9 protein-coding genes and 1 other annotated feature are annotated in these 12,696 nt (G+C 60.0%); of the genes, 8 read left to right on the top strand and 1 reads right to left on the bottom strand.

What is annotated here, in order from left to right; translation table 11 throughout:
- Window positions 1-62: 62 nt before the first annotated feature.
- From OCY70_RS09340 to OCY70_RS09360, 5 genes are all read left to right on the top strand, one after another.
- Window positions 63-1,094, top strand: a complete 1,032-nt coding sequence (locus tag OCY70_RS09340) for an ABC transporter substrate-binding protein (protein ID WP_213426613.1) — start codon at window positions 63-65, stop codon at window positions 1,092-1,094.
- A gap of 207 nt (window positions 1,095-1,301) precedes the next feature.
- A complete protein-coding gene (locus OCY70_RS09345) occupies window positions 1,302-2,072 on the top strand; it encodes an ABC transporter permease (RefSeq protein ID WP_213426612.1) in 771 nt (256 codons plus the stop codon).
- A 234-nt stretch (window positions 2,073-2,306) separates the two neighbouring features.
- Window positions 2,307-2,948 (top strand): ABC transporter ATP-binding protein, encoded by a 642-nt coding sequence (locus tag OCY70_RS09350; RefSeq protein ID WP_373871415.1) that lies wholly within the window; start codon window positions 2,307-2,309, stop codon window positions 2,946-2,948.
- Window positions 2,949-3,203: 255 nt separating this feature from the next.
- Window positions 3,204-4,736, top strand: coding sequence for an MDR family MFS transporter (locus OCY70_RS09355; RefSeq protein ID WP_213426611.1), 1,533 nt, complete (start codon window positions 3,204-3,206; stop codon window positions 4,734-4,736).
- Window positions 4,737-5,585: 849 nt separating this feature from the next.
- A complete protein-coding gene (locus OCY70_RS09360) occupies window positions 5,586-6,416 on the top strand; it encodes a TatD family hydrolase (RefSeq protein WP_213426609.1) in 831 nt (276 codons plus the stop codon).
- A 233-nt stretch (window positions 6,417-6,649) separates the two neighbouring features.
- On the opposite strand, the gene OCY70_RS09365 is transcribed toward OCY70_RS09360, so the two are convergent.
- The gene (locus OCY70_RS09365) at window positions 6,650-7,984 is read right to left on the bottom strand and encodes a Na+/H+ antiporter family protein (protein WP_213426608.1); all 1,335 of its coding nucleotides are present in this window, start codon (window positions 7,982-7,984) and stop codon (window positions 6,650-6,652) included.
- A 590-nt stretch (window positions 7,985-8,574) separates the two neighbouring features.
- On the opposite strand from OCY70_RS09365, the gene OCY70_RS09370 reads away from it, so the two are divergent.
- The 3 genes from OCY70_RS09370 (at window position 8,575) to OCY70_RS09380 (ending at window position 12,645) form a co-directional block, all read left to right on the top strand.
- Window positions 8,575-9,855 carry an MFS transporter gene (locus OCY70_RS09370; protein WP_373871414.1) on the top strand — a complete coding sequence of 427 codons (1,281 nt, stop codon included), beginning with the start codon at window positions 8,575-8,577 and terminating at the stop codon, window positions 9,853-9,855.
- Window positions 9,856-9,958: 103 nt separating this feature from the next.
- Window positions 9,959-10,231: a binding site (T-box leader), on the top strand.
- Window positions 10,232-10,306: 75 nt separating this feature from the next.
- Window positions 10,307-11,572, top strand: coding sequence for a threonine ammonia-lyase IlvA (gene ilvA / locus OCY70_RS09375; RefSeq protein ID WP_213426606.1), 1,266 nt, complete (start codon window positions 10,307-10,309; stop codon window positions 11,570-11,572).
- Between the two features lie 293 nt (window positions 11,573-11,865).
- Window positions 11,866-12,645: a hypothetical protein gene (locus tag OCY70_RS09380; protein WP_213426605.1), complete on the top strand. Its 780-nt coding sequence runs from the start codon at window positions 11,866-11,868 to the stop codon at window positions 12,643-12,645.
- The last annotated feature ends 51 nt before the right edge of the window (window positions 12,646-12,696 follow it).

Genomic DNA, 12,696 nt, shown 5'->3' on the forward strand with positions numbered 1-12,696 from the left:
GCCGTCTCTACCGCCTGAGTTACAGGCTAATCGGAAAGGGGAAGAGGAGAAGGATGAGAAGCATGCGTCCACGAAAAAAAGGAGCGCTTGGACTTGCCTTGGCGCTCATGTTCTTGTTGACCGCCTGCGGGGGAGGAGGCGCTGCCCCGACGCCGCAAGGAAGCGGAGCCCAAGGCGCTGAAGCGCCGAAGGATCTGCGCGAGATTACGTTCGTGCTGGAATGGACGCCGAACACGAACCATACCGGGGTGTATGTGGCCCAGCAAGAGGGGTACTTCGAAGCCGAAGGGCTGAAAGTGAACATTATTCAGCCCGGCACGGGCGGAGCCGACGCGATGATCGCCTCCGGCGCCGCGCAGTTCGGGGTCAGCGTGCAGGAGAGCATTACGCTGGCGCGCACGCAGAATGTGCCGATCGTCTCTTTGGCGGCCATCATTCAGCATAATACGTCCGGATTCGCCGCCCCGCGGGACAAGCACATTACGTCGCCCAAAGATTTTGAAGGCAAGACGTACGGGGGCTGGGGCTCGCCGGTAGAGGAAATGGTGCTGCGGACGCTCATGGAGCAGGATGGCGCCGACTACGACAAGATCAAGAACATCAATATGGGCTCCGCCGACTTTTTTACGGCGGTCAAAAAGGATATTGATTTCGCCTGGATTTTCTACGGGTGGACGGGCATAGAGGCCGAGCTGCGCAGCGAGCCGATCGATATGATGTACGTCAATCAATATTCGGATGCGCTCGACTACTACACTCCGGTCATCGCCACAAGCGAGAAGCTGATCGAGTCCGACCCCGAGCTGGTCAAGGCGTTCATGCGGGCCGTCTCCCGGGGATATCAGTTTGCGATCGACAATCCGGAGCAGGCGGGCGAGATTTTGTTGAAGCAGGTGCCTGACCTGGACAAGGAACTGGTCATGGCCAGCCAGCGCTGGCTCAGCCCGAAATACCGCGACGATGCGCCGCGCTGGGGAGAGCAGAAGCGGGAAGTATGGGAAAACTATACGAACTGGCTTTTGCAGAACAAGCTGATGGAGAAGCCGATCGATATCGACAAGACGTTCACGAATGAGTTCCTGCCTGAAGCCTGACGCTGGCGCTGCTCAGGGAGCGGGCGATGACAGCCGGCGTCAGATAAATGAGAGCGGATAATCCGTGCAAGGGGTCTGCCCTCTCCGGGACGGACGGTTCGAGCCGGAATCGGCACCAAGAGCGGGATTAGCATCGAGAGGAGGAATTGGCATGAGGAGGACGAACCGCCTAGGTGCGGCAGGAATGCGCAGGAAGGTGGCGGCGGGATGAAAAGACGGCTTGCAGCGGCGGGACCGCCCGTGGCGGCCCTGCTGCTGTTCATCGTGGCGTGGCAGATGGGAGTCATGCTGTTCGATGTGGAGAAATGGATGCTCCCGAGCCCGCTTGATATTGCCCGCGAAGCGGCGGCCAACGGCGGCGGCATTCTGCTTCACGCCCTGGCTACCCTGAAGCTGATGCTGATCGGCTTCGGGGCCGGAGCCGGGATCGGCCTCGCGCTCGCTTGCCTGCTCCATCCGCTCCCCTGGCTGAAGCGCGCGATCTATCCGCTCATTATATTGAGCCAAAACGTGCCGACGATCGCGCTGCTGCCGCTGCTGATGCTGTGGTTCGGCTTCGGCCTGCTGCCGAAGGTGATCGTCATTGCGCTCGTCTGCTTTTTCCCGGTCTGCGTCGCCGCCCTCGACGGCCTTACCCAGACGGATCGGACGATGCTTCATTATATGCGCATGACGGGGGCGACCCGGGCGCAGTTGTTCTGGAAGCTGGAGCTGCCGCATGCGCTGCCCTCCGTCTTCTCGGGCTTGAAGATCGCCGCCACCTACAGCGTGATGGGAGCGGTAATCGCGGAATGGCTCGGAACGGATCAGGGCATCGGCTATTATATGATGCTGCAAAAAGCGGCCTACCGCGTCGACCGGATGTTCCTCGGCATCGTCGTCATCATTCTGCTCAGTCTGGCGATGTTCGGAGCGATCCGCCTGGTGGAGCGGATGATCATCCGCTCCACCAGGCGGCCCGAGGAGAACGACAAATGAGGGAGGGAAGCGCTATGAAAGCAACGGCCCATCTGGCCGATTCGATAGAAGGCGAGGCTGCCCGTGCCGCCGTGCCGCCCGCCCGCTCTGGAGCTGGAGCGGGTCGACATGTCCTATCCGGGGACGAACGGCCGCGGCGAAGGACGGCTGCCGGTGCTGGACCAAGTGTCGCTGCAGGTGTAGCAGGGGCAATTCGTCTCTATCATCGGCCCCTCCGGTTCCGGCAAGAGCACCTTGTTCCATCTGATCGGCGGCCTGCTGCTCCCGGACGACGGCCATATCCGGATGAACGGACAAGAGGCGGCGGGGCGGACAGGGCATGTCAGCTACATGCCTCAGCAGCCGGCGCTCTTCCCGTGGCGGACGGTGGAGCAGAACGTCATGCTGGCCCAGGAGATCGGCGGCCGGCCGAAGAAGGAAGCCCGCGCGGAAGCGCGGCAGTGGCTGGGGAAGATCGGCTTGTCCGGCTATGAGCGGGCGTATCCGCACGAGCTGTCCGGCGGCATGCAGCAGCGCGTCGCGTTCCTGCGCGCTCTGATGAGCCCCCATGAGCTGATGCTGCTCGACGAGCCGTTCAGCGCGCTCGACGCCTTAACCCGCACCGAGATGCAGCGCTGGCTCATCGGCCTGTGGGAGCAGCACCGGCGCTCCGTGCTGTTCATTACGCACAGCATCGAAGAAGCGCTGCTGCTCTCCGATACGATCTACGTGTTCTCGAGCCGCCCCGCCCGCGTGCTGCGGGAGGTGGCTGTGCCGTTCCCGCGGCCGCGGCGCGATGCGTTGACGGGGGAGGAATCCTTTCTCCGCTTGAAGCGGGAGCTGGCCGGGATGCTCCTGGAGGCGCAGCGGCAGGGAACGGGCGGACTGGACAAATAAGGGGAGAGGGACGGCGAGCGCCGTCCCTTTTTGGCCTGGGCAGGGAGAAGCAGGCCCATTTTCCAGCGGCCGGAACCGATTCTCCGGCGGGGAATTTCCATCTTTTATGGCAAATTCGGGTGAATAACTTTTACTGGTAAATGGAAAGTTGACGCTATATAATAAGTTATCCCGGCTTCGGCAGCGAAGTGATCGCGGGTGAATCAGGACCGGCTTCCGAAGCCGGTCCGGTACATAGAAGGAGGGAAATGAGATATGGTGGCTCAAAAGAGCAACTTGAGCTTGGTGGTGGTAGCGCTCCTGCTCGGGATTCTGATGGCGGCGATGGACAATACGATCGTCGCGACAGCGATGCCGACGATCGTCGGCCAGTTGGGAGGCTTCGAGCTGTATGTCTGGGTCACCTCGGCGTATATGGTCGCGACCATGGCCGGCATGCCGATTTTCGGCAAGCTTTCCGATATGTACGGCCGCAAGCGGTTTTACATTTTCGGCCTGCTCGTCTTCCTGGCCGGCAGCATGCTGTGCGGGACGGCAGACAGCATCATGATGCTGGCGATTTACCGCGCCATCCAGGGGATTGGCGGCGGCGCTTTGATGCCTATCGCCTTTACGATTATTTATGACGTCTTTCCGTTAGAGCAGCGCGGGAAAATGACCGGCATGTTCGGAGCGGTGTTCGGCATTTCCAGCGTGGCTGGGCCGCTGCTCGGCGCCTATATTACCGAATATATCGGCTGGGAGTGGGTGTTCTACATTAACCTGCCTCTCGGCATTGTGTCTTTGTGGCTGATTGCCCAGTTCTATCAGGAGAGTGCGGCGAAGTCCAAGCAGCGCATCGACTGGGGCGGCGCGGTTACGTTGGTGGTCGCCGTCGTCAGCCTGATGTTCGCGCTTGAGCTGGGCGGCAAGGAAGGGTATGAATGGAATTCTTTGTTCATCATCGGGTTATTCGCTTCATTCGTCATCTTCCTTATCGCGTTCGTTCTGTTCGAACTGAATGCGAAGGAGCCGATTATTTCCTTCGCTCTCTTCCGGAAGCGGCTGTTCGCCTCCAGCCAAGGGGTCGCTTTCTTCTATGGCGTCACGTTCGTCATCGCGACGGTCTACATTCCGATGTTCGTGCAGGGCGTGTACGGCGGGTCGGCCACGAACGGCGGCCTCGTGCTGACGCCGATGATGATCGGGTCGGTCGTCACGAGCTCGATCGGCGGGATTCTGGCCGCGAAGACGAGCTTCCGCAAGCTGATGATCGTCTCGGGCGTTCTGTTCACGGCAGGCATCGTGTCGCTGAGCACGCTGTCCGTGGACACTCCTCACGCGTTGGTCACCTTGTACATGGTGCTGACCGGACTCGGGGTCGGTTTCTCCTTCTCCTTGCTCAGCATGGCTTCCATGCACGGGATGAGCTACCATCAGCGCGGAACGGCGAACTCGACTTCATCCTTCTGCCGCTCGCTCGGCATGACGATCGGGATTACGGTCTTCGGCTCGCTCCAGTCTTCCTTCTTCAGCGGGCGGCTGAAGGACATGATGCCGGGCGGAGCGATGCCGGCCGACATCAAGCCCGAAGAGCTGCTGCGCGGCGGAGGCAGCGCCGATCTGCCGCCGGAGGCGATGAAGGGAATGGCGGCTGCGCTCGCCGACTCCATCGCCGGCATCTTCGCCTGGGCCTTGATTCCGGTCGGCCTGGCGCTTATCTGCATTGCCTTGATGGGCAATGCGCGCATGATGGATGACGCCGCCGGCAAAGGCCCCGGCGCCAAATCGGAGGAAGCGGTGTCCTGATCAGGGCCGCTGTGTATCGCTGCAGCCGTAGGCCGCTGCGCTGCCTGAACGGGAGCGCAGCGTCTTTTTTCGGGGCGGGAGTGTCGGGTGACTGAAGGGCGGCTAGTGCAGTAAGACTGTCATGCTTGTACCGCATGGTGCGTTGTCTGGATTGTTACTGTTTGCCTGGTCGGCATGCTGCGTTTTCTGTATTGTTACTGTTTGCCTGGTGGGGCATGCTGCGTTTTCTGTATTGTTACTGTTTGCCTGGTGCGGCATGCTGGCCTATCTGGATCGCATACTGTCTCACACTGCACTCCATGACGTGCGAACCCGCCGCAATCCTGCAATTATGCAGCTTTAGTTTTGAGGGAATGTCGGTGCAATGCCATTCCTGCAAAATTACATTATTTTTCCAAGGCAAAGCCCCAAATGACCTATATTCGACGGAATTGATGTAGTTTTGCAGGAATTTCTTCATTTAGAAGTGTTTTCTGTGTAAAATCCTGCGTTACTGCAGGATTGGTTAAGTCGATCTGTCTAAAATGAATCTTCACTCTGCCGGAAGAGAAGGGGGCGGGATCCGCTGCTCGCGGCGGCAGCTACGTATGGCAGGCAGGGCATCCACGTAGCGCAGTCCCGTGCGGAAGACGCGTACGGCAGCCACGTACGGCATCTGCGTACAGCAGCTACGTACGGCAGCCACGTACGGCATCTGCGTAAAGCAGCTACGCACGGCATCCGCGTACGGCATTCACGTACTGCCTCTACGTAGAGCAGCCACGTGCAGCCGCCCCTGGACGGCATCCACGTTCGGAAACCCCGTATTCCGGCATCCATCATCATATAGGAAGAGGAGAGGTGCGGACAATGGAAGGGAATCATATCGCTGCAGGCACGGAGCGGCTCCGCTTCATGGATGCCCATATCCATCTCGACGGATATGGTCCGGAGCAGCGGCCGCTGCTGGAGCAATCGCTGGACGCGGAAGAACTGGACGGCGTCATCGCCGTGTCGATGGATGCGGCCTCGTGCCGCGAGGTGCAGCGCTGGGCGGAGCGGTATCCGGGGCGGGTTCACCCCGCGTACGGCTACCACCCCGAGCAAGCGCTGCCTTCCGAGCCGGAGCGGAGCGCGCTCCTGCAATGGATGGATGAGCGGCGCGACGAGATGATCGCCATCGGCGAGGTCGGCCTGCCCTATTACATGAGGCAGGAAGCGGTCCGCGCGGAGGGCAGCGAGGCCGCCTTCCCCCGCGGCGCTTATCTGGAGCTGCTGGAGGCCTTCGTGCAGCGTGCCGCCGCGTGGGATAAGCCGATCGTGCTGCATGCGGTCTACGACGACGCGCCGCTCGTCATCGATCTGCTGGAACGGTACAGCGTGCGCACGGCCCACTTCCATTGGTTCAAGGGAGACGCGAAGACGACGGAGCGGATGGCCGGGAACGGATACTATATCTCGTTCACGCCGGACCTCGCCTATGAAGCCGAGATCCGGGAGCTGGCCCTTCGCTACCCGCCAGAGCGCGTCATGACGGAGACAGACGGGCCGTGGCCGTTCGAAGGGCCTTTTGCGGGGCAGGTCACGCTCCCGCTGATGGTGCGCGACGTCGCCGCGTCATGGGCCGCGCTGCAGCGGCTGGAGTTCGGCGAGGCCACCGCGCTGCTGCGGGCCAACGCGAAGCGCTGCTACGGCGTGTAGCCCCGCTGCGCAAGCTAGGCAGGCGCGGGAGCCCGCCTTGCCAGGCGTCTGCTCTGCGGAAGCTTGCGCTGCCAGTCCCGGCCCTGCGTGAGCTCCTTGACAGGCGTCTGCGCCTGTGGGAGCGTGCGCAGCCGGAAGTTGCGCAGCCAGGAGCCTATGCAGCCCGGAACCTGCGTTGCGGAGGCTGCTTAGCCGCTCCTCTGCGGAAGGGCGCGCCTTGTTCGAACGCCGGCTTACAGCATCATGGCCGCGAGGAAGCCGAACAGCAGGAGGGGCACGTTATAGTGCAGGAAGGTCGGCAGGCAGGTGTCCCATATATGATCATGCTGTCCATCGGCGTTCAGCCCTGCGGTCGGACCAAGGGTGCTGTCCGAGGCCGGGGATCCGGCATCGCCCAGCGCCGCTGCCGTGCCGATGAGCGCCACGGTCGCCAGCGGGCTGAAGCCAAGCTCGACGCAGAGCGGCACGAAGACGGTCGCGATCAGCGGAATCGTCGAGAATGACGACCCGATGCCGAGCGTGACGAGCAGGCCGATGGCGAGCATCAGGATGGCCGCCAGCGCCCGGTTGTCGCCGACCATGCTGACGGCCGCTTGGACGAGCGACTCGATATGCCCGGTCTCGCGCAGCACCGCGCCAAGGCCGGCTGCCGACATCATGACGAAGCCGATGTAGGCCATCGACCGCATGCCGTCGGAGAGGACGCGGTCGGCCCGGCCGAGCGGCATGACGCGCGAGAGCAGCAGCGCGGCCAGCCCGGCGGCCGCGCCGTAGATCATCGAGCCTGTGCTTAATTGCACGGCAAGCATGGCCGCGATGGCGGCGATGCCGGCTCCGGCCGCGAAGCGGCTGCCGGAAGAGGAGCCCTCGTCGGCTGCGTCAGCCGGTTGGGGCTCAGCTCCTTCGTCATATCGGCGCGGCTTGCGGTAGCTTATCATCATGGCGAACAGCAGGCCCGCCACCATCCCGATCGCCGGAAGCAGCATCGCCTTCGGCAGTTGGGAAGCGTCGACGGCCAGGCCGTTCTGCGTCATATTGCTTGCCACGATATCGTGGAAGATGGCGCCGAAGCCGACGGGCAGGAGCATGTATGGCGTAATCAGCCCGAAAGTGAGCGCGCACGCGACGGCCCGCCGGTCCAGCCGCGCCGCATTGAACAGCATGAGGAGCGGCGGGATAAGCACGGGAATGAAGGCGATATGAACGGGCACCGCATTTTGCGACAGGCAGGCGATGCCGGCGATCGCGGCCAATACGCCGTACCGGACGGAGGCGCGAACCGGGCCGCTGTCCGATCGGCCCCGGACGAGCCGAACCGTGCGCCGCACCAGCCGTTCGGGCAGCCCCGTCTCGGCCAGCCCGGCGGCGAAAGCGCCAAGCAAGGCATAGCTTAGCGCGATGCCGGCGTTGTCCTTCAGCCCTTCGGAGAAGGCCGAGATCGTGTTCGAGATCGGCATCCCCCCGGCCCAGCCGCCGATGATGGCGGACACGATCAGGGCGAGGACGACATGCACTCGCAGCAGGCTTAGTCCGAATAATACCGCGAGAGAGAGAAGAACCGCATTCATGTAAAAGATCAACCTCACTTGATGATAATAATTAATTAAAACATTACCACGTTACCAGAGTAATGTATAACGTTTCTTGCATTCCATTTTATGACATAAGGATCCCGATCTTGTTCTTCCGCTACCTTTCTTCCTTAATATAGCGTGCTGCAAGCCGGATCAGGCGCAAGCAGCCCAACGAAATAGAGCAGAAAAGGCCTTCGAGCCGTTCTGATCGGTCCAGAGACGGAGACGCTATCCAACCCGAGACGGAGCCTTGGTTCCTCTCCGGGACGCAGGAGAAGTTCCTGCTGGTTGCGGATGCAAGCATTCCCGCTTTTTCGGTACACTGAATTGTGGCTGAAGGCTGTTCGGAAGCGGCGCGGCAGCGTTAAGCCGCGGCACAGTACTGCTTCCTCCGGAACGCCTTGAAGAGAGCGGAGCGCAGCACTGATCCCGCATCCAACATCTACACAAAATTTTTGAAACAAAATGATTGCGAAAAGCGGTGATGATCCAGTACACTAATTGAGTTCAGAGAGAAGAAACCATGCAAGTTCAGAAAAAATTCCAAAGCGGAGTCATCCGCATTGAGGATAGAGTGGGGGGAAATGTACATGAATTCTGCAGCAACTGCTAAGAAAAATGACTCGGTATTCAGCCTGTTCCGGAACCGGTTCGTGCAAGCCATCATGATGGCGGGATTGTTCATGCAGGTCGGCATCTGGATCCGCAACTTCGCCGTGCTGTTATTTGTCATGGAGATGACGAACGGAGATGCCTTTGCGGTCTCAATGATATCGGTAGCAGAGTTCGCTCCGATCTTCGTCTTTTCGTTCATCGGGGGAACCTTCGCCGACCGTTGGCGACCGAAGCGCACCATGATATGGTGTGATATATTAAGCGCCTTGTCGGTGTTCGCCGTCCTGGTGACCATCCTGCTCGGATCGTGGCAGGCCGTCTTTTTCACGACCTTCATTTCGGCCATTCTGTCGCAATTCTCGCAGCCTTCTTCCATGAAGCTGTTCAAGCAGCATGTTCCGGCCGAAATGATGCAGGCGGGAATGTCCATCTTCCAGACGATGGTGGCGCTGTTCATGGTGCTCGGCCCGGTCATCGGCACGATGATTTTCCAGCATTACGGCATTACGACATCGCTCGTTCTTACCGGATTGGCCTTCGTGCTGTCGGCAATCTCATTGACGTTCCTTCCTGGCGATTCTCGGGAGGATGAAGCGAAGGGGAAGGCTTCCCGGGTATGGGATGAGCTTGGAGCCGGTTTGCGCTATGTGATGAAAAGCAAGCTTCTGAAGTCGCTTGGCGGCTGCTTCGCCTTTGCAGGGCTGGCGATCGGGATGATTCAGCCTATGGGGGCTTTCCTCGTGACGGAACGCCTTGGGCTGCCGAAGGAGAATTTGAGTTATCTGATGATGACGAACGGCGTGGCGATGATGATCGGCGGCGCCATCGCGATGGGCATATCGAAGCGGCTGCTGCCGCAGCATATGCTGGCGATCGGCTTGCTGTTCAGCAGCATCGGGATTTGGATGGCCGGCATGTCGACCCAATTGTGGCTTACGCTTGTGGCGCAGTTCATCAGCGGCTTGATGCTGCCGTCGATTCAGATCGGCATCAACACGATGATTCTGCAAAATACGGAAGGGTCCTTCATTGGCCGCGTCAACGGCATCCTGACGCCGCTGTTCATGGGGGCGATGGTCATCATGATGTCGATCTCCGGATGGATCAAAAATTTGACTTCCATTACGACCATGTATGAGATCTCTGCGGTTCTATTCATAGTCGGAATCGCCGTCATGCTGCCGATTCTGCGGATGAAGAAAACGCCGGAGCCTGTGCAGCCGGCCCAACCCGCTGTCGGCCAGGAATAATCCAATGTCCGCGTTTAGGGGCGCTGAACAATTTATAACCGTGCCCATTGACATGAAGCCGGACGCATGTTCATAATAATAGGATACAATTCATGAACCGTTATTGGAATCGATGACGAGAACAAGTAAGCTGGGATGCAGTCCGCAGAGAGTCGACGGCCGGTGCGAGTCGATGTCTGGACCAGCTGAATATCCTCTCCGAGATGCCGCGCTGAACCGTATGCCGCCTGGCGGCGCCCAGTAAGCGCGGACGGCTCATCCGCCGTTACCCGGATGCGCGGCATTGCCGCGGCCAAGCGCCGCAGAAGCGGATTCGGCAAGCGAATCCGGACTTTCGCGGAACAAGGGTGGTACCACGGTAACTCTCGTCCCTTTTTGGGACGAGTTTTTTTATTTTCCCGGCAATTGCCCAACACTAGACTGTATACCGACCGAAAGCGAGGAATGTGACATGGAGACGACTCATCCTGCACCGGCCGTGACGATGGAGCATATCGTCCGTGCCCACCATGTGTTGAAGGAAGTCATTGTGCGGACGCCTTTGCAGCGCGACCCGATTTTATCCGCCAAATATGAATGCAATGTCTATTTGAAGCGGGAGGATCTGCAGATCGTCCGGTCATTCAAAATCCGGGGCGCCTATAATATGATCCGCCATCTGTCCGCCGAGGATCTGCAGAAGGGAATCGTGTGCGCCAGCGCGGGCAACCACGCTCAGGGAGTCGCTTATTCGTGCCAAGCGCTTCAGATTCAGGGCACGATCGTGATGCCAACTACGACGCCGAGCCAAAAGGTAACCCAGGTGAAGCGCTTCGGCGGATCGTTCGTCAAAGTCGTTTTGACGGGGGACACCTTCGATGATGCCTATGAAGCGGCCATGAACATTTGCGAAGAGAACGGCAGCGCCTTCATTCATCCTTTCGATGATCCGTATATCGTCGCAGGCAGCGGCACGGTAGGCATGGAGATTATGGAGTCGCTTGATGTGCCGGCCGACTATGTCTTCGTGACGATTGGCGGCGGCGGCTTGGCGGCCGGCGTAGGCACGTACGTGAAGACCGTGAGTCCGTCCACCCGGATAATTGGCGTGGAGCCGGAAGGGGCAGCCTCGATGACGGCGGGGCTGGAACGCCATGAAGTGCTCACGCTGGAGAAGATCGACAAGTTCGTCGACGGCGCCGCCGTGAAGCGGGTAGGGCAGCTGCCTTACGAGATCTGCTCGCAGGTGCTTGATGATGTCATTCTCGTGCCGGAAGGCAAAGCCTGCACAACCATCCTGCAGCTCTACAACGAGAATGCGATTGTCGTGGAGCCGGCCGGATCGCTGCCTGTCGCGGCGCTCGATTTGTACCGGGATCAGATTCGCGGCAAAAATGTCGTCTGCGTCATCAGCGGCGGCAACAACGATATTGACCGGATGCAGGAGATTAAGGAACGGTCTCTCATTTATGAAGGCTTGAAGCATTACTTCATCGTGAACTTCCCGCAGCGTGCCGGCGCTTTGCGTGAATTCCTGGAGGATGTGCTCGGACCGAATGATGACATTACCCGGTTCGAATATAACAAAAAGCATAACAAGGATGACGGCTTCGCCCTGGTCGGCATCGAGCTGGAGCATACCGAGGATTATAAGCCGCTCATCGAACGGATGAAGAAGCGGGGCATCCAGTACGTGGAAGTGAATAAAAACGCGACTCTGTATAATATGCTCGTGTAATGATTGCGCCTGCGCTGCATCCTGCCTCGTGCGCTTCGGACGCATCCCGGGAGGCGTTCCTCTCGTATAAATAGGTAAGGAACGCGGGAAAAGGAGGAGATGGCATACAGACATGGCATGAACTGCAGCGGCGCATCGAGCGGGCACGGCTGAATGGAAGACTTCAGGACAAGTATGAGACCCGTCTGCAGGAAGCCGAGCGGGAGCGTCAGCGGTGCAGGGCGGAACTGGAACGTCTGGAAAAGTGGTGGCGCGAGGAAGAACAGGATGTCGAACGGCTGCGGTCCTGGTCGATGGCGAACTTTTTCTTCACGCTGATCGGACAGAAGGAGCGCAAGCTTGAGCAGGAAGAGGAAGAGGCGCTTCGCTCCAAAGAGCAATACGAGATGGCGCAGGCTGCTTATCGCCAGGCCGAGGCGGATGCGGCGGAATGGCGCCGCCAGTTGATCGGCGTCAGCGGGGCGGATGAGGAGCTGCAGCGGGCCATCGATGAGAAGGAGCGTCTGCTTCACGCCTGCGACCGGACCGTGGCAGCCGAGTTGGATGCGCTCATCTCCGGGCGGGCGCGGCTGCAGACGGAGAAGCGCGAGCTGGACGAGGCCATCCAGGCGGGACGCGACGCGCTGCGCGCCCTGAAGCGGGCCGAGGAACAGTTCCGTTCCGCCCGCAGTTGGGGAACGTACGATATGCTCGGCGGCGGCACGATCGCGACCCACCTCAAGCATAATCGGTATGACGACGCGAAGGCCGAGCTGAACGATGCCAATCACCGGCTGCGCCGCTTCGGCCGGGAGCTGGAAGACGTGCAGAAGCTGCGGCAGACGGCACAGGCCGTCAATATCGGCGCGGGACTTACCTTCGCCGATTATGTGTTCGACGGATTCCTGACCGATTGGATGGTGCAGGGCCGGATTAACCGTTCGCTGGAACGGGTGGAAGAGGCGATTCGGCACGTTGAGGCGACGCTTCGGCGCCTGGAGGAGGAAGCCGTGAGCGTGGAACGGCAGCAGGCCGCTTCGGAACGGGAGTATGCCGCGCTGATCGAGAATTGGTTCCCGGCCGATCAGAGTTGAAGTCCCCCCATGATATGGGTATATTAATAGACAAAGCGCTAGACAGAGAAA

Origin of the sequence: Paenibacillus melissococcoides (genome assembly GCA_944800085.1) — a bacterium.
Lineage (GTDB): Bacteria > Bacillota > Bacilli > Paenibacillales > Paenibacillaceae > Paenibacillus_B > Paenibacillus_B melissococcoides.